Here is a 21,279-nt window from a genome sequence, read left to right on the forward strand (position 1 = left end):
GAGCAGGGCGCATTGTGGCGGGACGCATCGACGACGAATATCAGCAACTGAAAGCAGCGACACACCGCCGGGTGGTGGAGCGGCTGGATGAGGAGGGCATCGAAGTCAGCCGCGTGCCCTCCGAGCGGCTGCTGGATGTCATCCGCCGTTCCGTGATGCAGCATGTCAAGGAAAGCCGCATCCCGCTTTCCAGCCAGGACACCAACCAGCTGGTGCGGGACATGCTCGACGAAGTGACAGGCTTTGGCCCGCTGGAGCCGTTACTCAAAGACCCGCGCATCAACGATATTCTCGTCAACGGGCCAAACAGTGTTTTTATCGAAGTCGCCGGCGTGCTGCAAAAAACGCAGGCGCGTTTTATTGATGACGATCATGTCTTGCGAGTGATTCGCCGTATTCTTGCGCCGCTGGGCCGGCGGTTGGATGAAGCCAGCCCGATGGTGGATGCGCGGCTGCCGGATGGTTCCCGCGTCAACGCCGTGATCCCGCCGCTGGCACTGGATGGCCCGTCGATCTCGGTGCGTAAATTCACGCGCAATCACTTGATGGCGGATGATCTGATTCGCGCCGGCTCGATGACAGAAGAATGCCTGCGCGTGCTGATCGAGGCGGTTCAGGCGAAGCGCAACATTATCGTCAGCGGTGGCACCGGCACGGGCAAGACCACCATGCTCAACCTCATCAGCCAGTACATTCCGAAAAACCAGCGCATCCTGACCATCGAAGATTCCGCCGAGCTGGTGCTGAACCACCCACACGTTGTGCGCATGGAAACGCGCCCGGCCAACGCCGAAGGCAAAGGGCGCGTGGCAGCGCGGGATCTGGTGGTGAATGCGCTGCGTATGCGGCCTGACCGGATCATCGTTGGCGAGGTGCGTTCTTCCGAGATCATCGAGCTGCTGCAAGCCATGAACACCGGCCATGACGGCTCCATGAGCACACTGCATGCCAATGGCACTCGCGAAGCGCTGGTGCGAATAGAAACGCTGCTGGCGGTGAGCGGCTATGAAGCCAGCGAAAAGGCCATCGCCCGCTTGATCAGCTCGGCGCTGGATATCATCGTACAGCTGGAGCGCTTGCCGGATGGCAAGCGCATCATCAAGGAAGTGGTGCAGCTGGTGCCTGATGATAACAACCTGTATGGCATGGAATACCTGTACAGGAGCCCCCATGAGCGCTGAAGCCCTTCTTGCCGCTGCCCGTATGCTGGGCCTGCTCGCGCTTTTCGTGATAGCGGCGCAGTGCTTGCTGATGCACCGCCGCCGGCAGAAAAAAATGCACGAAGCCGTGGGCGCGCGCCTGTTTCGCCATCGTGATGTGGAACAAGACAGCACCGAAAATCTGCTCATTTCAGGCCGGCTGGAAGAGCTGCTGGTCAAGGCAGGCATCCGGGTAACGCAAGGCGGCCTGACCATGCTGGCAGTCGCCGTGCTGCTTTCCTGCGGTATCATCCTGGCGACTTACGGCGTGCTGGCGACGCTGCTGGCCCTTGCCGTTTGGGGCGTCCTCGGCTGGGCCTTCTGGAACTTCCGCTATCAGCGGCAACGACGCACCATCTTTGAAAACCTGCCCACCATCATCGACAACGTATTGCGCAACATGGATGCCGGCCGCTCGCTGGATCAGGCGATGATCGACGGCCTGAAAGATGCCCCCGCTGTTTTTGCACCACTGAGCTTCCGCGTGCGCAGCGCAGTGGAGGCCGGCCGCGATTACGCCGGGCTGTTCGACAGCTACGCCCAGCTTTATCAGGTGCCGCCGCTGGTGCTGGTTGCCGTGACATTGCGCACCACCAGCCGCTTTGGCGCCTCGGTGCGGCCGGTGCTTGGCCAGGTATCGGATTCATTGCGCTCACAACAGGAAATGCGCCGCGAATTCATGGCGGCCACCGCCGAAACACGCATGACCGCAAGCGTATTCGCTGCTGTGCCGGTGTTGTTGTCCGTGTACATGATCGCCACCAGCGACACTTACCGCGAAGTTCTTTTTGGCACCGATGCCGGCAAGATGATGCTGATCGTCGCAGCAAGCCTTCAGGCGCTGGGGATGCTGGTGATCTTCAGAATGATCCAGGGGGTGGGGCGTGGTTAGCTTTCTGGTAGCAATACTGTGCGCTTTGCTCGCGCTGTGGCTGACCGTAGCGCGTGTGGATGTCTGGCAGCGGCGGCAGCGCGTGGCCGAGCGGATGATTGCACGCGCCGACGAAGGCCGGCCCGCCACACAAAGCGCCCTGATGGCAGTGCTGTCTCGCCGTGTGGCCGGCTCGTTATTCGCGCAATCCGATTTTCGTGAAGTGGCAGATGCGTTGCGCGTTACCGGCCGCAGCGCCGAATCAATCCAGACCATCTATCTGGTTGCCTGCTGGATGTTGCCCGCTGGTCTGGCGCTCCTGGGCCTGGTGCTGGGTGGCTTGATGCCTTTCCTGGTATTGCTGGCCGCCGGTTTTATCGTGCCCCGGCGCACCATCCGGGCAATGGCGAAAAGTTCATGCCGGCAACAGAACCTCGAAGCCATCGAATTCGGCCATGTGCTGCGAATGCTGATCGAATCCGGGCTCTCCATCGAGCGCGCAATCCGCATCGCCACACTGCAAGCCAGAGAGCTGATGCCCACCATGATCTGCCGGCTGGATCGGTTCAGCCGCCTGATGGAAGCCGGTGCGGATCGCAGCGAGGCCCTGAGCGAAATGGGGAGCGATAGGGATGTGCCGGTGCTGTACAACCTTACCCGGCTCCTGAAGCAGGGCGGCCGCCTGGGTGGCGGCATAACCCATGGCATTGAGCAGATCATCAGGGAAGGCCACAACATCGAGAAAAACCGCATCAAGGAAGACGTCAACCGCGTCGGCGCAAAAATGACCATCGTGATGATGGTTTTCATGCTGCCGGCGCTGTTCATCATTATTGGAGGCCCGGCGATTGTATCGATCGGGCAGGCGTTGAGCCGATAACAGAAAAAGAAGGGAGTGCTTCGGATGAGATGCTTCAAAACCGCGCTGATCATAGCGTTCGCACTCGCCGCAGGCGGGTGTGCCAATCGCCCCCTCAACGGCGGGTACGGTGGCGAACCCGCTGTTGCGCCGACAGCATCGGCATCGGCATCGCAGAACCAGACCGCTGCCCCGGCTCGCCCGCAGCGCAGCGACTTCCGGCCCCGCGTGAACTGCTCGGCCCGCATCGCGCCCGAGGAGCGCGTGGAGCTGGAGATGGTGGACACCCTCAGCGCTCGCGGGCGGCATTATGCCGCGCTCGCGCAACTGCAAAAAACCGAACAGCGCAATATCGAATACTGGTTGCGCTACGGCCAGCTCCAGGCCAAAACCCAACAGCTGCCCCGCGCACGCGCCGTATTTGAAACATTGGTAGACCGCTGCGATACCGGCGAAGCCCGCCACGGCCTGGGCATGGTGATGGTCAAACAGAACGAGCTGCAACGTGGCCTTGCCGAGCTTCAGCGCGCCGCACGCATGTTGCCCGCCTCCGCCGCCGTGCGTAACGACTACGGCTACGCTCTGATGATGGCAGGGCGGCACGATCAAGCCCGCTTCGAGCTGCTCACCGCACTGGAACTGGAAAACGGCTCCGGCCGCGCCCGGCAAAACCTCGCCGCCGCCTATTTTCTCGCTGGCGACAGCGCCGGGCTTGAGCACTTGCAGCAACACTATCACTACACCGACGACGAGCTGAATCACGCCCGCGACCTCGCCAACCAGCTCAGGAGGTTCTGATCATGTGGAAGCAGATACCCTTCACCGCCGCACTGCTGGCCGCCGCCCTGGCCGCGCCGGCAACCGCCAGCGAGCCGAAACAATATCCTTCCGGCTTCTCGGATACGGTTGTCACAATGCAACGCGAAACCGTGACCGACTGGCTGCTGCAACAACAACGCCAAAACCCGGCCACGACAAAAAGCGAATTGCCCGCACAGCTTTATGTCGATAGCCAGCGCCGCCTCGGTGACAGCTTCAGAACACCGATTCCCGATTCATTCGGTGAGCAAACGCGAGAGCGCTCCGGCCGTTGAGCCGCAGCGGGGAGGGGTGTGACATGAAAAATCGTGTGCGCATCGCAGCACTGTCGAAGCAGCGCGGAGCCTTGACGGTAACAACACCTCTTTTGGTGATTCTTATTTTTCTGCTAGTAGCCCTGATGTTTGATGGCGCGAGACTTTTTGCACATAAGCGTGAGATGCAGGCTGTTGCGAATGCTGCAGCCACTGCAGCGGCAGGAGCAGCGCAGGCGTGTGGAGGCGAGTCTGTTTCTCAGCAGCTTATTGAGATTGCAGCTAAAGCTGCAGCGGAAGAGCAGGGGGCTCGGGGATTGGGCGGCAGGCTTTCATTAATCCAAGCGGGAACCTTTGAACCGAATGAGCACAGGGAATACCGTTTTTCGCCTATCGTTAATACCGTCTTTGAATCCAACGCTGTAAAGGTGGTGTACGAAGCTGAACAACCCATATCTCTGATGTTGCCGACGGTGTTCGGCACTATCACATTGAAAGCGGTGGCGGTCGCCAGAAACGAAGTGATTGCTACTGTATCGGCCAGCGGCTCTACTGCTGTACTTGGGGGCAGTGAAGGCAATGCAGGACTTCTTGGAGACTTACTTGGCGCATTGCTGACCGATGAGGGGCCTCTGAGGTTGGACGCAACAGAGGTAAAAAGCCTAGCAAACTCAACTTTTCTGATTGGTAAATTCCTGAAGCGCCTGCCAGGAATAGATCTGGTAAATGTCGTAGATAGTGTAATTGAAGCGGACGATTTTATTGCGGCTATCTTGTCCGGGTTAGGAGAGCAAAGCAGCCAAGCGGGTGTGGTTTTAGATGATATTCTAAAGCAGTCAACACTGATCAATACAAATATACGGCTTGGAGATGTATTGAATCTTGTGGGTGATGTTAAAGCCTTGGAGCAGGCAAGGGTGCCGGTGTATGACACCCTCATTGCTTTGGGGCTTAACCTTCTGGATGGCAAAGTGCTTAATATAGAATCTCCAATTAATATAGATTTGGATGTTGGGGATCTAGTCGCTGCTTCTGTAAGTGTTTCCGTGGGGCAGCCACCATCGGTAGTGGTAGGGCCGGCTCGTTTTGACCCTAGTGGTGCCCCTATGGTGGAGTTTCATGCGGCAGATATTATATTAGGATTGACGGTTAAGGCTAATCTGCTTGGCTTGGCTGATTTAGAAATTCCTCTATTGGCACAAGTAGGCGGGGGAGGCGGTTATTTGGCATATGCAGATTGTGCGTCGGGCGATAGTAATGATGTCCTGCTTGGATTCATGCTACAAACGAATGTGCTCGAACTATCAACACAAAAACTGACAAACTCCGGCGCCCCGTCCCCTTCTGCGATATCCGCAACCGTCTTGCCAGCAGTGAGCAGTGCCCTGCCAGTACTTAGATTAAAAATAGAGCTACCAGGGATCAAGATTGGTCAGCCCAAAAGTGTTCAGGACGAAATGACCTTTAACTTGCATGAGCGAAAAATCAAGACCTTAGAGGTAGGCTCTAATCTAGAGATTTATTCTTTGGATGATAAATTGCTTTTTACAGAACTGGACTTCACTTTGGCCGAACCAGAAGACTGTGGATTTCTTGGCCTTGGGTGTGTTCTTGGTCCAATATTGAAGCCGATACTTGATTTGCTAGGGGAGGCGATTGAACTAACGGACGCACTTCTGCAATCAGCTGCGTTACAGTTGATTAATAGTGTCCTTAATGATGTCCTTAAGCCGGTACTGAAGGGCTTGGGGGTAAACCTAGGCGGCATGAGTGTTGAAGTTTCATACGCTTCTCAATCGGGAGTAAGCTTGGTTGATTGCTCTGTTTTGCAGTGTGACCAAACGGTATTAGAGTAGAGATGAGGTTGTTAGAGTTGGAAGAAGAAAAGAGAATGCCTGAAAGGTATAATAATCACTTATAAATAGTACTTTAGATATCGCTTTGATTTTTTTGGACCCAAGAAGCTATTCAATTCATCTGTCCGGGCGTGGGCAGTGAGAACCTTTGGGAAGGGAGTCACCATGAAACGGAAAGCTATTCTGTTGAGCGCGTTCGCGCTCGCCATACCTTGCTCTGCCACCGCGCTTGAAGGCGGCTTTATCGGCCTGGCGGCAGCAGTCGGCACTACCTCAGCACAGCTTGGCGGCCAGTACAGCGAAGAGTGGCAGCTTGTCACGGGCACCGTTATCGAAACCGAATTTGCTTCTGCGGATCTTGGCATCAGCAGCAACGGCGGTAATTTTTTCCTCGGTTATGGCTGGCGTGGCCGGCAGGGTTTTTTGGCGCTTGAGGCGAACATGGCTGTTCTGTCGGGCCGTGACGGGATTGAAACAGGTTTTTCGGAAATCGAGCTGGATCAGAATGGAGATGTGGAAAGCGTTTTCTCCGAGTCCTATGGCCTGGAGATTGAAGGTGTGAGCTCTTATGGCGCCTCAATACTCATGGGCATGGAAATGGGGCACGCTGGCGATGCCACGCTGTTTCTTCGCGCCGGTTGGCAAGTGGCCCGTTATGATATGCGGCTTACCGGTGCGCTATCCGGCAGCAAGCGCGAGAATCTCGAAGGCCCGCGTGCCGGCCTGGGCGTCGTGCTGCCCATCACCGAAACGGTGGGCTTTCGCATGGAATGGAGCCGGCATTTCACCAATACCGAAAAGCTCTACAGCAACGAATGGGAAAAAGTAGAGCTGGAGCTGGACAGGGATCTGTTCGAGGCAGGTATTCTGATACGCTTTTAAACCACATGCCGGGCCAGCTTGGCGCTGGCCCGGCAGTGCATTATCACACTCGCACCGTCGCCGGCGCCGGCGCCGGTTGCACTGTATAAGCGCGCAACTGCGCTGCAAATTCCTGCAACGCCCGAATGCCGCTCTCTTCTGCCTCCTGGCACCACTGCTTCAGCGCTTCCAGCATTTCCGCCGAGCTTTGGCTGGTGCGTGACCACACTTCCTGCAAGCGCAGGCGCTGCTGATAAATCGTCGCCAGGGCCTGGTTTTCGGCGGTGAGCCGCTCCAGGCGTGCGCGGTGGCGCTCGGTGATCAGGGTTTCATCACGGTGCAGCAGCTTGCGAGCGCGATCAAACAGGTTGCGCGTGGCATCGCAGGCGCGTTGCTTTTCTTCCTGAAATACCGGCGTGATGACTTCGCGCCGATAGCGCGCCATCACCTGGAAGCGGTGCGTCATCAGCGCGCGCAGGGTATCCAGATCAAGCGTCTGTTTATCGGCGGCAAGTACGGGGCGCGGCGGCACTTTATTCACTTTGGCCAGGCGCAGGGTGGCCAGCACACGAATCCAGAACCAGCCGGCATCGAATTCAAAACGCCGCACCGAAAGCTTGGCGGAGTTCGGATAGGTGTGGTGGTTGTTATGCAGCTCTTCGCCACCGATCAGGATGCCAATCGGGCTGATATTGCGCGAGGCATCGCGGCTCTCGAAATTACGATAACCCCAGAAATGCCCCAGGCCATTGATAACGCCTGCGGCGAAAAACGGAATCCATATCATCTGCACCGCCCACACGGTAATGCCGATGGCGCCGAAGCAGAGGATATTGATCGCGAGCATGATAAAAATGCCCACATAAGTGTGTGGCGTGTACAGCTTGCGTTCGATCCAGTCATCCGGCGTGCCGGCGCCGTAGCGATCCAGGGTTTCCTGGTTGGCGGCCTCGGCGCGATACAGCTCGGCGCCTTCCTTGAGCACTTTGCCGATGCCGTAATGCACCGGGCTGTGCGGGTCTTCCGGGGTTTCGCACTTGGCGTGGTGCTTGCGATGAATCGCCGTCCACTCTTTGGTCACGGTGGCGGTGGTCAGCCAGAGCCAGAAACGGAAAAAATGCGCCACGGCCGGATGCAGATCAAGTGCCCGGTGTGCCGAGTGGCGATGGAGATAAATCGTGACACTGATGATGGTGACGTGTGTCAGCGCCAGCGTGATCAGTATCAGTTGCCAGATCGATGGTTCAAAAAAACCGTTCCACATATGCAGGGTTCCGCAGCTCTGGCCGGGCCAGAGCGGTAGCTAAAAGTTGTCGTGATATCCGTCTGCAGGAGCGCCGGCATGGCGTATTGCCCGAGCGACCGGCGAATGGGCTGTCATTAGCCCCAGGCTCCAGTTTGCGGCTCTGATCACAGTTTGCAAGCGCAGCGGTACTGTGACCATGGCCGCAGGGCACTGGTTCACCGGGTGCGCAGTAATTGCAGGTGGCCACTCGGCAGGCGGCTGACCTGCCAGCCGGGAGCGACCCAGGTGGTGGCCACTGCCTCGGCGATGATTACCGGGCCGGGCAGGGCCTCGCCGGGGGTGAGGCTGTCGCGCTCCAGTACCGGCACCGCGCCGATGCCGGCCACGTCGCTGTAGCGCGGCGGGCCGGGCGGCACCAGCGGCAACTCGCCACCGGGCGGCAGCGCCTGTGTGGCGGCCAGCCGGGCACGCAGGTTCACGGGGGTGACAGGCGCATTGAGGCGGTGGCCATAGCGCTGTTCATGTAGCGTGTGGAAAGCCGCTTCCGCTGCCGCGAGATCGCCGTGCCAGGGCACGCTCAGCGGGAAGGATTGCCCTTCATAGCACATATCCAGATGCGTGGTGGCCTCCAGCTCATTGGCGGTGAGCCCTTCCTCGGCCAGCATCGCCGCCCTGCCTTGCGCCAGCAATGCCTCGGCCAGCGCGTTCAGTGAGGCGGAATCGTTGCCCGCTGGCAGGGTGCGGATCAGCTCGCGCTGGCGCGGTGCGCGGATCAGCCCCTGAGCGGAAAGCACGCCGCTGTGCGCAGGCACCAGCGCGCTGCGGGCGCCAAGCATGTCGGCCAGCGCGCACACATGCAGGCCGCCGGCCCCGCCAAAACACAGCAGCACAAAATCCGCCGGATCAAAGCCCTTCTGGATCGAGATCACCCGCAGCGCTTGTGCCATATGCTCGTTGGCCAGATCAATCACGCCGCGAGCGGCCTGCTCGGTGGTGGTGCCCAGCGCCTCTGCAAGCCGGGCCAGGGCGCGCTTGGCGGCGGGCAGATCAACACTCATGCTGCCGCCAAGGCTGAGATCCGGGGGCAAGTGGCCGAGCACGAGGTTGGCGTCGGTGACGGTCACGCCGGTGCCGCCACGGCCGTAACAGGCCGGGCCGGGATCGGCGCCCGCAGAGGCCGGGCCCACATGCAGCATGCCGGCATTGTCGACGGTGGCCAGCGAGCCGCCGCCGGCGCCGATGGTGTGCATGTCCACCATGGGCACGGCCACCGGCCAGTGGCCGATGCGGCCCTCCAGTGTGAGCCGGAAGCCGTGATCGAGCAGCGCCACATCGGTGGAGGTGCCGCCCATGTCGAACGTCATCAGGCGCGGCTCGCCGAGCGTTTCACCGATGGCGCGTGCGGCGTTCAGGCCGCCGGCGGGGCCGGATAGCAGCAGGTTCACCGCACGCGATGCAGCGGCACCTAGCGCCACGGTGCCGCCGCTGGATTGCATGATGCTGACGCGGCTTGGTGCCACGCCGTCGCTCAGGCGTGTGAGGTAATCCGCCACACGCGGGCCGAGCCAGGCATTCAGCCAGGTGGCCAGGCCACGCTCGTATTCCCCGGCGATGGGCAGCACCTCGGCAGAATGGCATACAAATGCCGCGCATTCCGCCAGCGCAGCCTGTAGCCGCTGCTCATGTGCCGGGTTGAGATAGCTGAACAGCAAGCTGATGGCGATGGCTTCCGGCTGCGCGGCGCGCACGCGTGCCACCAGCGCGTCGATGGCGGCGTCATCCAGCGGCAGCACTTCCTCGCCATGCGCGCCCATGCGGCTGCGAATGCCGACGATGTGCGCCGCCTGAAGCGGCCGGGGCGGCGCTTGTGGCGCGAGATTGTAAAGCTCTGCGCGGGTTTGCCGGCCGATCAGCAGTACATCTTCCAGCCCTTCGTTGGTGATGAAGAGCGTGCGCGCACCTTTGCCTTCCAGCGCCGCATTGGTGGCCACGGTGGTGCCATGCACGATGCGCAGGCGGCCTTCCTGCTGCGCCTGTTCAAGCCCAAGCTCGCGGATGCCCTGGAAAATCGCACGCTCCGGTGCCTCGGGGGTGGAGAGCACTTTGTGGATGCGCTCCACGCCATCGCCCAGCAAAACAAAATCGGTGAAGGTGCCGCCGGTATCGACGCCGAGCCAGAAATGCGGTGCTGCCATAGTGAAACGGCCCTGTGTTGCCTGTGTGCGAACTGCGCAACGGTAGCGCGGAAGGCGTGCCGGGTCGATGCATTGAGGTATCATCGCCAGCTCTGTTATTGCCAGGAGCCTGTGCCATGCCGGAGTTGCCGGAGGTTGAAACCACGCGCCTGGGCATCACGCCGCACTTGAAAGGGCGGCGGATCGGCCGTGTGGTGCTGCGCCAGCGCCAGTTGCGCTGGCCCGTGGCGGACGAGATCGCGGCGCTGCATGACGCGCCAGTGGGCCCGGTGGGGCGGCGTGCGAAATTTTTGCTGGTGGATCTGCCGGGCGGGCAAATGCTGATGCACCTGGGCATGTCCGGCTCACTGCGTGTGGTGCCCGAAGCAACCCCTCCCGGCAAGCACGATCATGTGGATTTCGTGCTCGATAGCGGCCAGATGCTGCGTTTTACCGACCCGCGCCGTTTCGGTGCCCTGCTCTGGACGGCCACGCCCGGCCGCCACCCCATGCTGGATCACCTTGGCCCCGAGCCGCTGGATGACGCCTTCACCGGCGAGCGGTTGTTTCAGCTCTCCCGCAACCGCCGGCAGGCCGTCAAGACGTTCATCATGGACAACCGCATCGTGGTGGGCGTGGGGAATATCTACGCGCAGGAGAGCCTGTTCATGGCAGGCATCCACCCCTCACGCCCCGCCGGCCGGATCAGTGCTGCGCGCTACCAGCGGCTGGCGGAAGCGATTCGCGTTGTGCTGGCGCGGGCCATCGCGGCCGGCGGCACCACGCTGCGGGATTTCAGCCGCGCCGATGGCCAGCCGGGCTATTTCGCCCAGGAGCTGGCGGTTTACGGCCGCAGCGGCGCGCCCTGCCCGCAGTGTGGCGCCGCCCTGAGCCTGGGCAAGCACGGCCAGCGCAGCACGGTTTACTGCCGCCGCTGCCAGACGTGAATCGCGCTCGTCACTGAGCTGTTTGTATGGTTGAAGCAGTCACACCAAAGGTGTAGATTGTGATGCAATTGCCGGTTTATTAAACACTTAGCATGGATAATGTCTGCAATACATTAACTATAAAAAACACTGGAAAGCACTGACTGAAAGAACCGCAAATCAATGAGGGTTTGATGATGCTGGGAGCCAAGCGGCCGCTGCTGGCCGGCGTTCTTGCCGCCACGCTGATTACTGTGGGGATGGCGCCACTGAACGCGAATGCCAGAGACTTTTATGCCGAAGACCGCCCCGGCGAATTCGCCGTCGCGGGGGATATCCTGATCGCCCGCCCGGTGCTGACAGTCGTCACTGCCCTGGGGCTGGTGGCCTACACCGTAACGCTGCCATTCAGTGCGCTCGGCGGCAATGTCGATGACGCGGGCGAAACGCTGGTGAAAGCCCCGGCACGCTCGGCGTTCCTGCGCTGTCTGGGTTGCACGCCGGCGCAGCATGAGCAGCAGCGGGCGATGAGAAAAAGCAACCAATAAATAATTTCAGTTTGGCCAGAGCCGAACAGATTTGCTTGCCGAATGGAGAACAACGGATGAGATTTTATGCGGCGTTGCTGGGCGCCTGCCTTGCCTCAACGGCAAGCATGGCCAGCCAGGCTTCTGAGCCCGGCCAGGTTTATGTGGGTATCAGCTATGTAGAGCTGGAGCAGTATGATCTGAATCGTTTTTTCAACGGTGGCCGTTTTGAATCCGGCGATGTTGTTGCGCGGTTGGGCAGCCATCTGAATCGTTATTTCAGTTCTGAATTGCGGCTCGCCACGACGATCAATCCAAAGGAGGGGCGCTCGTCCTTCACGCAACCACCTTCGCAGGCTGAATTTGGCCGTGATTATATGTTCAGTGGCTTTCTGCGGGCGGGCTATCCGCTCGGGCCGGTACGGCCTTATGTTGCGGTGGGCTACACCTTCGGCAAAGAACGATTCAAATATGCCGGCGGTAAGGATCGGGATACGTTTCGGGATACTTCTTTTGCAGCGGGCGTAGACCTCGCTCTTGGGGAGCATCTGGGTGTGAACCTGGAATTTACCCAGTACTACGATATCGGGCACGGGCGCTTGCAAGGCCCTTCAGCGGGACTGTTCTGGAACTTCTGAGCCTGCGGCAGCAGTTTATTGCTGGTGCAACGTGAGTGAAGGATCGTGACAAAAACAACCCCGGGGTCGGGGGTGGGGAAGAGCAATGCGTAGACGTATCGGTTTCCTGGCGGCGTTAATTGTCAGCCTTGCGGCGTGTGGTGGGGGCTCGGGTAGCAGTAGTGGCCTGAACTATGGGCAGCCTACGGTAGAAGTCAGCGGGCTGGAGCAGGGCGAGCAAGTGACGGTGACGCTGGAAGGCGCGCAATCGGAACAGCTTTCTTTCGCCGCCGATGGCTCCCGCCGTTTTACAACGCGGGTTCAGGACGACAAGAGCTATACCTTGTCGCTGGCAGCGACGGGCACCGTCTGTACCTTCGGTAACGGCCGTAACGCGATTGTCTCCAAGAACGCGAGCCAGGCTCACGCGGTGGGCTGCGGCCGCGAAGTGGTAGCGCCTCCCCCCGATCCTGATCCGAACGACCCCGATCCTGCTGACCCTGCCGATCCTCAGGCGCGAAGCTTGCAAGTTTCCCTGGGTGGTGTTGGCAGTGCCGAAAATCCCATTCGGGACGGCCAGCACGCAACGGTTCAGGTCACTCTGCGCGGGGCTGGCGGCCAGCTGCTCGCGGGTGAAGTAGTGCATTTCTCCACGACCTTGGGCGAGCTGTCAGTGGATAGCGCACTGACAACCAGCGCCGGGGTGGCAACCGTTATCTTGAGCGCTGGCGATACCAAGGGAGCAGGCTCGCTCACCGTCACCCATCATTATCTCCAGGGTGAGGATGAGCATGTTGCAAGGCACACCGTGAATTTTGCCACCGAGGGGGATGCAGCTGGCGCACCGCCAGTGCAGAGCGATGATTACGTCCTCAGCCTCCAGCTTTTTGATGCGGCCGGAGCGCTCCTGGGGCCTGCCGAAGCGATTGTGACGGTCAACGCGCCGCTGACGCTGCGTGCCACGCTCACTCATAACGGCGCGCCTGTGCCGGGGGCCATTGTCCGGTTCAATACCGCAGTGGGCGAGATCGAACACAGCTCCCGGCTGACCAATGCCGCAGGTGTGGCGACAACCACACTGACTGCGGGCGCAACCGCCGCAGCCGGCACTGTGAACGCCACGGTAACGATAGGCCAGACGACGGTTAGCGGCAGCATCAATGCGGAATCGTTAGGTGGCCAGCAGCCGGGCAGCGGCACTGCGGCAGTCGTAGTGGCACTGGCCCTGCTCGACAGCACCAACAACCCTGTCGGCACCGCCGCAAACCCGATTACTCAAGACCGCCCGGCGACCGTCATTGCAACCGTGACCCTGGACGGTCAGCCGCTGGCGAATGAAGTCCTGGAATTTACCAGCCCGAATTACGGCGAGCTTTCACCCACCAGCGCTCTGACAGATGCCGCTGGCCGGGCACAAGTGCAGCTGCGTGCTGGCGAACAGGAAGGCGCGGGCACGTTGGCCGCAGCAGTGATGTACCAAGGCCAGCCTTATACTGGTAGCGTCAACTTCCTCACCCGTGGTGCTTCTCACGAGGACGGCGAGACGATGACGTTGACGCTGAAGCTCGATGGAGAATCCGCACCCTACGCATTGAACCCGCTTACCAGCAACAGCCCTGGCGTGGTTGAGGTAGAGCTGACCCGTGGCGATACCGCTATCCCGGTACCCGGCCAGCTGATTACGCTTGCCAGCGATATAGGCCAGCTGGAGGTGGATCGGGTTCTGACTGACGGTAATGGCCGGGCAAGCACCCGCATCGCTGTCGGTGAAAACGATCCAAGTGGCGCTGGCACGCTCACAGCGACCTTTACGCTGGGCGGAGAGCAACATGAAGTGACGCTCAACTTTGCGCTGGTCAATACCTCGGTAGATCGTAAGCCCGAACTGACGTTGACGCTTTCCAACATACAGATCGACAAAGACAATCCTGCACTCGTTCAGGCCACCGTTACTCAGGATGGCGCGCCTGTGGCTGGCGTTGTCGTGGAATTTTCCACTGATGCCGGGGTGTTGAGCCCGACTTCCGGCAGGGCGCTGACCGATGCCGCTGGTGTCGCAACGCTGAATCTTCTGGCAGGTGAGGTACAGACAGCAGGAACCATCACTGCGCGCCTGTTCGGTGTTGCAGATGTCGAAGATACAGCCACTTTCAATACCAAAGGCGACGGTGGTGTAGTGCAGAACCCCGAAGCCGGTTGGGACATTGAATTTGCACTGCGCGACCAGAGCAACACTGCCGATATTACCGAGATCGGCGGCAACGATATCGGCTTGCTGGTGGTACGTTTGGTTGACGACCAGGGGAATGGTGTCGCCGGGCAAATCATCAATCTGAGCGTCACTGCCGGTAACCTCGCGCCCGCTAGCGGTCTGGTGCTGACGGGTGCCGATGGGCGCGCACAGGCAACGCTGGCTTCCGGTGGCGTGCCAGGGGCGGGGACGGCTACGGCCACCTTCGGCTCCCTCGAAAAAAGCGTCAATTTTATGTTGACTGGCGAAGAGCCCGTGGTGGGCAATATCGCGATGACCGCGCCGGCAGAGATCAACGCCAGCGCACCCGCGATGATCGTTGCCCAGGTGACGGACGCCAGCGGGCAGCCGGTGGCGAACCAGATTGTGACCTTCACTACAGAGCTTGGCACCATGACGCCCGCATCAGGCCGCGTGGCAACCGACAATACTGGTAATGCCCGTATTGAGCTGGATGTTGGCGAAGCAGAAGGCGCTGGTGTGCTCACCGCAACAACCGAGTTTGATTCGCAGCCCGTATCCACTCGCCATGTCTTTACGGCTGTTCAGGATTTCCAGCTGGCGCTGGTGGTGACTTATAGCGACCCGACGGCCAGTGTGGTGACCAGCGAGCATCCAGCGACAATAGTTGCCATCCTGCAAGGTGCTAATGGGCCTGTTGAAGGCAAGGTTGTTACCTTTGCGGCGACTGTAGGCGAGCTGGCCGGAACATCGGGCAGGACGAACGCAAGTGGCGAAGTGGAGATGACACTTGTTGCAGGCACGGTGCCCGGCGATGGTGAAGTGATCGCCACCCTGACTGATAACGCAGCGGTCAATGCGCGTGCAGCGGTCAAGACACTCGGCGGCGCGAGTCTGTTTACGTTTGAGATTATCAGTATCAGAAATAGTGGCGGCGACGTAACTACCGGTAACCCGATCCGGGGCGGCGACCCGGCGCGCGTGCGCGTGAGCGTCGTCCATCCTGATACCGACAAAGTGGCGGATCAGCTAGTGACACTGGAAACGACACTGGGTGAGTTCCAGGGGCCGGTGTCGTCGGGCACCACCGCTACTATCGCCACAGATAGCAGTGGCGAGGCCTGGGTAGAGCTGGCGTCAACCGGGGTGTCGGGGGGCGGTATCGTCACAGCGAGCTTCCCGGCGGCGGGCCTGACGGATACAGCCGTCTTCACGATTCGTGAAAGCGGAGTGAACGATGTTTATCTGGAAGCGCTGCGTGTTTACGACAACAACAATGTCGAAACTCGCATCGTGCCAGCGGACGGCTTTCTGACTGTCGAGGCCCGCGTGGTCGATGGCGCCGGAATTCCAATACAGAACCGAGTGGTGGCCTTTGCCTTGGATGCACCAGCTGGTGTGGGGGGCCTCGATCCGGTCAACGGCACTGCACTGACAGACGGCAATGGCGTGGCCACCGTCAAACTGATGTCCGGTGCCGAGCGCGGTGCCGGTATAGTGACAGCCACCGTCCGCATCGGCTGGGAAGGCGAGGAACAAAGCTCTAGCCAGAGCGCGTCTTTCTCGTCAGAAGGCGGCGGAGTGGAGGCGACACCGGAACCGGTGGAGATCGCGTTCGAGTTTGACGCCGCTGTTGATCCGGGACCGGGTCTGCCGCTAGCGCTTTCAGAAGGTCGAAGCTTGCTGGTATCGGTTGCCTTTACTTCCAATGGTGCGCCATGGATGGGCGAAGGTTATGTTGAATTCAACTCGCATTGTCTGCAAACCGGGCATGCGACGCTGGTGCCAGATGCCCCGGTGCCGAACCTGGGCGGATACGCCAGAGCTACCTACACGCCCGGCACGGGTTGTGTGGTGGATACGCTATATGCCCGGGCGCAGATAGGTGCGGAGTTGCTGGTTGCCGAGCGTGCTGTTGAAGTATCTGCAGCGCCTGCCCAAGCGATCGAATTCATCGGCGCCACACCCGCCGCCCTGGGTTTGCAAGGTTCGTCGCACGCGGGCGCGGTAGAGACGGGGCAGTTGAGCTTTATTGTTCGCAATGCGGCAGGTAATCCTGTAGCAGCAGGAACGGAGGTTCGCTTCTCGACGGTGAACGATATCGGCGGCTTCGAGATTACCTCCGATCCGGTCAGCCAAACGGATCAGAATGGCCAGGTGGTGGTAACTGTACGTAGCGGTAGTGTGCCAATGGTCGCGGGTGTTCGTGCCGAACTGTTGGCTGATGCTTCCATCTTCGCGACAGGGCAGATTCCGATCCATTCGGGCGTGGTAACACAGAACCGTTTCTCCCTGGCCACCGAACAGATCAACGTTCTGGCAGGAGATCATCAGGGGGTAAGCGTGCCGGTGACGATCAGGGCTGCGGATCGCTTCGGTAACTGGCTTGATGGCGTCGATGTGAACTTCACCACTGAATTGGGCGATATTGACGGGAGCTGTGAGACTACTAACGGCACCTGTACTGTGATGTGGACCAGTCATGGCGCCCAACCGATACACTTTGATGAAGGCCGGGCTACACGTGGCTGCTCGTCGATTAATGCGTTCGAGCAGGGTGTGTTGAACCCCGTAAGATGTGATGCCTTCGACCGGTATGGCCGCAGCACCGTCACGGCCTGGACCATCGGTGAGGAGAGCTTCATCGACCAGAATGGTAATAACCTGTTCGACGAAGGAGAGCAGTGGACGCGCTTGCCTGAAGCCTTCCGTGATGATAACGAAACCGGTTTTCACGAGCGGGAGCCATTGTTCTCCGAAGAGTATATGGATTTTGACCAGGACGGGGGTTACACCGAAGTCGATCCAGCAGCGCCATTCCGTGGTGTAGGATGTGCTGATACGGATCCAGCATCGCCTCATTGCAAGGCGCTGACCCATGTACGTCGCTCAGCCCTGATTGTGTTGGCCACCGACAATGTCCAAGGCTGGGTGGTGGCACCTGGCTCGTCTTACACCGGGTGGGGTGATATCAGCGACTCCAACACCCCACCTCAGGGTTGGGGCAGGACGACCCTGACTGGGCTGGTTCCGGTTGTATCGCTGCCGCCGGAGGGCGGCGACTTCAGAGTGATCATGGCAGATATGAATGGCAACGCGCCGGCGGCAGGCTCCAGTATTTCGGTAGAAGTAACGGATTCATCAGCGAGAATCCTTGGTGAACCCAGTTGCCAAGCTGCTAGCCGAACGGAGCCTCTAGTGTGCGACTTTAGCGTGAAGCCGAGTTCTGGCCAGACAGCTATCGAGCCGGGCACGGATATACTGGTGACGCTCCAGAGTGCTGCGGCTATCGGGCCTGTGCTCCTACCAGCTATTCCTGTGCAAAACTAACGGACTTGGCTGACTGACAGAAAGCCGCCATCCAATAACGGATGGCGGCTTTTTTTGGTTTCCTTAACCAGTCGCTATATGGTGTGTCAGCGAGCCTGATAGTTGCCACATGCTTTTTATGATTGAAATAAATGCAAATGGCTTATGCTGTGGTGCTTCAAGTCACTTTTTCGCTCTTTGAGCGCAGAATACACCCGCCCTTATCCCGCTTGCCGACGGCTAAAAGGTGTACGATCAGCTCGTCATCAACCACTTCATAAGCGAGCCGATAACCCGCCGAGCGCAGCTTTATCTTCAGCCCGATTGATATCCATTTAACTTGTCGGCAGGAGCTCCGGGAATTTCTAACCTTTACGCCAATTGTTTCTTTAACGGGCTTTTAACTGGCCCGCCCAGCCCCGGCCACTCTTCCAGAGCAGCCGATAGAAACTTCAGCTTATAGGTCATCCAGAGACACCGAAACGGCTTGCTCTTTATCTTTCAAACGTTCTTCGACAAGCCTGGAGAGTTCATGATCCTCGATTATCTCCATCAAAGCCGCATAGGTATCAGCAGGAATCAGGTAAGCAGCTGGCTTATTATGGTTCAACACAGCAATAGGTGAGCCATTGGCCTTCGACAATAGCGCGGCCGGGTTTTTCTTCAGTTCCGAGATACTTACAGAGAATTCAGCCAGGACTTGACGCATAGGGCCTCCCTGTAAGGGGCAGCATTAAGGTTTGCCAGGGGTGTATTCGTCTGCTCTGCCACTCCGGCTCGCAGGATGGCATCCCTCGGATTGGCAGACAAGAGGACATGGCTGTTGGAGGCGCAAAAAAACGAAGCTGTGAAGTCAGATTTATTCCTGCGCGATAAATTTTGAAGTTCATATTTTGAGATGAACGTGTGAAGGAAGTGTGCTTCTGTGGAGCTTTTTCGCCCCTCTCCCCTTGTGGGAGAGGGGTTGGGGGAGAGGGGGCGATGAACTTTCGGCTGCCACGACGGCCGCTACATGTTGCGCTACTTTCACTTCTCTTCAGTAGAAATTTCTATGAAAATTCCACTGAAAAAATTCTCGAGCGTCAGCCAGTTTCGTTCTAGATTGAGTGCCGAGTATATGTTTACTGCCATAATCTCCCCCCTCTCCCCAACCCCTCTCCCGCAAGGGGAGAGGGGCTAAAAATGGCCAATGCGGGATTGGATGGTTCTTCCTGTCTTTCAAAGCTCAAAGCTCAAAGCTCAAAACTGAGAGCTTAAAGCTCAATATTCACCGCTCACCATTCACCGCTCCGGACCTGCCACGCAACACCCGCGCACTACCTTCCCCTCTCGGATCACTCGCCGCGCTCACTTCTCCCTTCTCGCCTTCCCACAAAATCGCATGCATGTCGCCATAGGCGCGGCCGGTGGATTTCAGTTCGTGGCCGCGTGCGGTGAGCAGGCCGGCTTCGGGCGAGCCAATGAAGGCGGGTTCGGCTTCGACGATGTCGGGCAGGTACTGGTGGTGGTAGCGGGGGCGGCTGACCCAGTCTTGCGGGGGCTTGCCGGCGAGCGCTTCCTGAATGCCGAGCAACACCATGCTGATGATGCGGCTGCCGCCCGGTGTGCCGAGGATGGCGACGTTGTTGTCCCACTCGACGAAAGTGGGCGTCATGGATGAGAGTGGGCGCTTGCCAGGGGCGATGGCATTGGCGAGGCTGCCGACCAGGCCGTAGGCGTTGGCGGCGCCCGGTTTGGCGGAGAAATCATCCATTTCGTTGTTCAGCAGGATGCCGGTGCCGGCGGCGACGAAGCCGGAGCCGAACGGCAGGTTGATGCTCAGGGTGGCAGCCACGCGATTACCTTCGTCGTCCAGAATGGAAAAGTGCGTAGTATGGGTGCCGGTCGGTTGCTCGATCGGTTCGCCAAGCTCGCTGCTGGGGGTGGGTCGATCCAGCTGAATGCTGGCGGCCTTGTCGCGGGCATGGCGCTTACTTAGCAAGCGGGTGATGGGCATGCTGACAAAATCAGGATCGCCCAGGTGCTCGGCGCGATCGTGGTAGCTGCGTTTCATGGCTTCGACGGTCAGGTGCGGCAACAGGGCGGGGTCGATATCGCCGTCGTTGAACTCGGCAAGAATATTCAGCGTCTCGGCGACAACGATGCCGCCCGATGAGGGCGGCGGTGCAGAAATGATGCGGGCGCCGCGGAATTCGCTGATGATCGGTTCGCGCTCCTTTACCTGGTAGCTGGCGAGGTCTTCCAGTGTCCAGATGCCACCCTCGGCACGGGCGGCGCGCACCAGTCGCTCGGCGGTTTCCCCTTCGTAAAAGCCCTTGTGGCCTTCTTTGGCGAGCCGTTCGAGCACGGCGGCCAGATCAGGTTGACGGATAATGTGTCCGGCAGGGGGCACGTCGCCCTGGTGCAGAAAAATCGCGCTGGCTGCGGGATAGCGATTCATGACCTCGACACGGAAACCAGCCAGCCGGCGATAGCGTTCGCCGACCGGGAAGCCGTCTTGCGCGATGCGGATGGCGGGTGCCAGAGAGTCGGCCAGTGGCAGTGCGCCATAGTTCTTCGCGAGATGGGCGAAGGCGGCGGCCTGGCCTGGGATGCCGGCGGCCAGCGGGCCGTTGATGGCAAGATCGCGCACCACGTCGCCGTGTTTGTCCTGATACATCGCTTCGCTGGCGCGGGCGGGGGCGGTTTCCCGTGCGTCGAGCATGGTCTGGTAGCCGTCTTCGGCGCGGTGCAGCAAGAAGAAGCCGCCACCGCCCATACCGGAGCCGGCGGGCTCCACCACGGCCAGCACGGCGGCAACGGCTATGGCGGCGTCGAAGGCGTTGCCGCCGGCGTCGAGGATCTGGAAGCCGGCCTCGGTGGCCAGCGGGTGGGCGCTGGCGATGGCGGCTGCGGGCGGCTTGTGCGCCAGCGCCGGGGCCGTCATCAGGGTGATCAGCAATAGGCAGGTCAGGCGCAGCATCGCAACAGTCCTCAGGCAATTGTAGGGGGCGTTACTCCGATTGTTGACGGATTTCCGCCAGCGCAGCAGCCACCGGTGGCGGCACGAACTGGCTCACATCGCCGCCCAGCAGGGCGATTTCGCGCACCAGGCTGCTGGAGATGAAGGAGAGGTGCTCGGCCGGTGTCAGGAACACGGTTTCAAGCTCGGGGGCCAGTTTACGGTTCATGTTGGCGAGCTGGAATTCGTACTCGAAATCCGATACCGCACGCAAGCCGCGCAGCAGGATATTGGCGCCCTCGTCGCGGCAGAAGAAGGCCAGCAGCTTGGAGAAGCCGACGACCCGCACGTTTGGCAGGTGGGCCAGGCATTCCTCCGCCAGCTCCACGCGGCGGTCAATATCGAACAGCGGGCTTTTTTTCTCGCTTCTGGCAATGGCGACGATAACTTCGTCGAACATCGCTGCGGCCCGCTCTACCAGGTCCTTGTGGCCGTTCGTGATCGGATCGAAGGTGCCTGGGTAGACGACTCGGTTGGTCATAGCGCAAAACTCACTCGCCGGAATAATGCCGCGAAGGATACCGGAAGCCGATGGCAATCTGAAATGC

At 59.8% G+C, this 21,279-nt stretch carries 16 protein-coding genes; 11 read left to right on the plus strand and 5 right to left on the minus strand.

Annotation, left to right across the window (positions count from 1 at the left end; translation table 11 throughout):
* Positions 1 to 14: 14 nt before the first annotated feature.
* The 7 genes from MU846_RS04615 to MU846_RS04645 all read left to right on the plus strand — a co-directional run bounded on the left by MU846_RS04615 (position 15) and on the right by MU846_RS04645 (position 6,740).
* A complete protein-coding gene (locus MU846_RS04615; protein WP_246948972.1) occupies positions 15 to 1,181 on the plus strand; it encodes a TadA family conjugal transfer-associated ATPase in 1,167 nt (388 codons plus the stop codon).
* Positions 1,171 to 2,091, plus strand: a complete 921-nt coding sequence (locus MU846_RS04620; RefSeq protein ID WP_246948974.1) for a type II secretion system F family protein — start codon at positions 1,171 to 1,173, stop codon at positions 2,089 to 2,091. Before MU846_RS04615 ends, MU846_RS04620 begins: the two co-directional genes overlap by 11 nt.
* Positions 2,084 to 2,950 (plus strand): type II secretion system F family protein, encoded by an 867-nt coding sequence (locus MU846_RS04625; RefSeq protein ID WP_246948977.1) that lies wholly within the window; start codon positions 2,084 to 2,086, stop codon positions 2,948 to 2,950. Before MU846_RS04620 ends, MU846_RS04625 begins: the two co-directional genes overlap by 8 nt.
* A 24-nt stretch (positions 2,951 to 2,974) precedes the next feature.
* Entirely contained in the window at positions 2,975 to 3,727 is a 753-nt protein-coding gene (locus MU846_RS04630) for a tetratricopeptide repeat protein (RefSeq protein WP_246948979.1), read from the plus strand.
* A gap of 2 nt (positions 3,728 to 3,729) precedes the next feature.
* On the plus strand, positions 3,730 to 4,023 hold the full coding sequence (locus MU846_RS04635) for a hypothetical protein (RefSeq protein WP_246948981.1): 294 nt from the start codon (positions 3,730 to 3,732) through the stop codon (positions 4,021 to 4,023).
* A gap of 23 nt (positions 4,024 to 4,046) precedes the next feature.
* Positions 4,047 to 5,858: a pilus assembly protein TadG-related protein gene (locus tag MU846_RS04640; RefSeq protein ID WP_246948983.1), complete on the plus strand. Its 1,812-nt coding sequence runs from the start codon at positions 4,047 to 4,049 to the stop codon at positions 5,856 to 5,858.
* A 165-nt stretch (positions 5,859 to 6,023) separates the two neighbouring features.
* Positions 6,024 to 6,740: a hypothetical protein gene (locus MU846_RS04645; RefSeq protein WP_246948985.1), complete on the plus strand. Its 717-nt coding sequence runs from the start codon at positions 6,024 to 6,026 to the stop codon at positions 6,738 to 6,740.
* A 43-nt stretch (positions 6,741 to 6,783) separates the two neighbouring features.
* Here MU846_RS04645 and MU846_RS04650 read toward each other — a convergent pair whose 3' ends face one another.
* Together MU846_RS04650 and MU846_RS04655 are read right to left on the minus strand one after the other, a co-directional pair.
* Complete coding sequence (locus MU846_RS04650) at positions 6,784 to 7,983, minus strand: DesA family fatty acid desaturase (protein ID WP_246948987.1); 1,200 nt, start codon at positions 7,981 to 7,983, stop codon at positions 6,784 to 6,786.
* A gap of 197 nt (positions 7,984 to 8,180) precedes the next feature.
* On the minus strand, positions 8,181 to 10,160 hold the full coding sequence (locus tag MU846_RS04655) for a hydantoinase/oxoprolinase family protein (protein WP_246948988.1): 1,980 nt from the start codon (positions 10,158 to 10,160) through the stop codon (positions 8,181 to 8,183).
* 116 nt (positions 10,161 to 10,276) lie between these two features.
* On the opposite strand from MU846_RS04655, the gene mutM reads away from it, so the two are divergent.
* The 4 genes from mutM (at position 10,277) to MU846_RS04675 (ending at position 17,751) form a co-directional block, all read left to right on the plus strand.
* The gene (gene mutM, locus MU846_RS04660; protein ID WP_246948989.1) at positions 10,277 to 11,086 is read left to right on the plus strand and encodes a bifunctional DNA-formamidopyrimidine glycosylase/DNA-(apurinic or apyrimidinic site) lyase; all 810 of its coding nucleotides are present in this window, start codon (positions 10,277 to 10,279) and stop codon (positions 11,084 to 11,086) included.
* Positions 11,087 to 11,259: 173 nt separating this feature from the next.
* Complete coding sequence (locus MU846_RS04665) at positions 11,260 to 11,613, plus strand: hypothetical protein (protein WP_246948990.1); 354 nt, start codon at positions 11,260 to 11,262, stop codon at positions 11,611 to 11,613.
* A gap of 56 nt (positions 11,614 to 11,669) precedes the next feature.
* Positions 11,670 to 12,230, plus strand: coding sequence for a porin family protein (locus MU846_RS04670; RefSeq protein ID WP_246948992.1), 561 nt, complete (start codon positions 11,670 to 11,672; stop codon positions 12,228 to 12,230).
* 85 nt (positions 12,231 to 12,315) lie between these two features.
* The gene (locus tag MU846_RS04675; protein ID WP_246948994.1) at positions 12,316 to 17,751 is read left to right on the plus strand and encodes a hypothetical protein; all 5,436 of its coding nucleotides are present in this window, start codon (positions 12,316 to 12,318) and stop codon (positions 17,749 to 17,751) included.
* A gap of 436 nt (positions 17,752 to 18,187) precedes the next feature.
* Here MU846_RS04675 and MU846_RS04680 read toward each other — a convergent pair whose 3' ends face one another.
* The 3 genes from MU846_RS04680 to coaD form a co-directional block, all read right to left on the minus strand.
* On the minus strand, positions 18,188 to 18,439 hold the full coding sequence (locus MU846_RS04680) for a type II toxin-antitoxin system Phd/YefM family antitoxin (protein ID WP_246948996.1): 252 nt from the start codon (positions 18,437 to 18,439) through the stop codon (positions 18,188 to 18,190).
* Between the two features lie 558 nt (positions 18,440 to 18,997).
* Entirely contained in the window at positions 18,998 to 20,692 is a 1,695-nt protein-coding gene (gene ggt, locus MU846_RS04685) for a gamma-glutamyltransferase (protein WP_246948999.1), read from the minus strand.
* A 31-nt stretch (positions 20,693 to 20,723) separates the two neighbouring features.
* Positions 20,724 to 21,212: a pantetheine-phosphate adenylyltransferase gene (gene coaD / locus MU846_RS04690; RefSeq protein WP_246949010.1), complete on the minus strand. Its 489-nt coding sequence runs from the start codon at positions 21,210 to 21,212 to the stop codon at positions 20,724 to 20,726.
* Positions 21,213 to 21,279 lie beyond the last annotated feature (67 nt).

The organism is Alcanivorax quisquiliarum (genome assembly GCF_023051175.1).
Taxonomy (GTDB): Bacteria; Pseudomonadota; Gammaproteobacteria; order Pseudomonadales; family Alcanivoracaceae; genus Isoalcanivorax; species Isoalcanivorax quisquiliarum.

Bases quoted from the DNA above. Each gene is read 5' to 3' on its own strand.
- MU846_RS04620 (WP_246948974.1), top strand. From the start codon at position 1,171: ATGAGCGCTGAAGCCCTTCTTGCCGCTGCCCGTATGCTGGGCCTGCTC.
- MU846_RS04630 (WP_246948979.1), top strand. From the start codon at position 2,975: ATGAGATGCTTCAAAACCGCGCTGATCATAGCGTTCGCACTCGCCGCA.
- MU846_RS04635 (WP_246948981.1), top strand. From the start codon at position 3,730: ATGTGGAAGCAGATACCCTTCACCGCCGCACTGCTGGCCGCCGCCCTG.
- MU846_RS04640 (WP_246948983.1), top strand. From the start codon at position 4,047: ATGAAAAATCGTGTGCGCATCGCAGCACTGTCGAAGCAGCGCGGAGCC.
- MU846_RS04645 (WP_246948985.1), top strand. From the start codon at position 6,024: ATGAAACGGAAAGCTATTCTGTTGAGCGCGTTCGCGCTCGCCATACCT.
- MU846_RS04650 (WP_246948987.1), bottom strand. From the start codon at position 7,983: ATGTGGAACGGTTTTTTTGAACCATCGATCTGGCAACTGATACTGATC.
- MU846_RS04655 (WP_246948988.1), bottom strand. From the start codon at position 10,160: ATGGCAGCACCGCATTTCTGGCTCGGCGTCGATACCGGCGGCACCTTC.
- mutM (WP_246948989.1), top strand. From the start codon at position 10,277: ATGCCGGAGTTGCCGGAGGTTGAAACCACGCGCCTGGGCATCACGCCG.
- MU846_RS04665 (WP_246948990.1), top strand. From the start codon at position 11,260: ATGATGCTGGGAGCCAAGCGGCCGCTGCTGGCCGGCGTTCTTGCCGCC.
- MU846_RS04670 (WP_246948992.1), top strand. From the start codon at position 11,670: ATGAGATTTTATGCGGCGTTGCTGGGCGCCTGCCTTGCCTCAACGGCA.
- MU846_RS04675 (WP_246948994.1), top strand. From the start codon at position 12,316: ATGCGTAGACGTATCGGTTTCCTGGCGGCGTTAATTGTCAGCCTTGCG.
- MU846_RS04680 (WP_246948996.1), bottom strand. From the start codon at position 18,439: ATGCGTCAAGTCCTGGCTGAATTCTCTGTAAGTATCTCGGAACTGAAG.
- ggt (WP_246948999.1), bottom strand. From the start codon at position 20,692: ATGCTGCGCCTGACCTGCCTATTGCTGATCACCCTGATGACGGCCCCG.
- coaD (WP_246949010.1), bottom strand. From the start codon at position 21,212: ATGACCAACCGAGTCGTCTACCCAGGCACCTTCGATCCGATCACGAAC.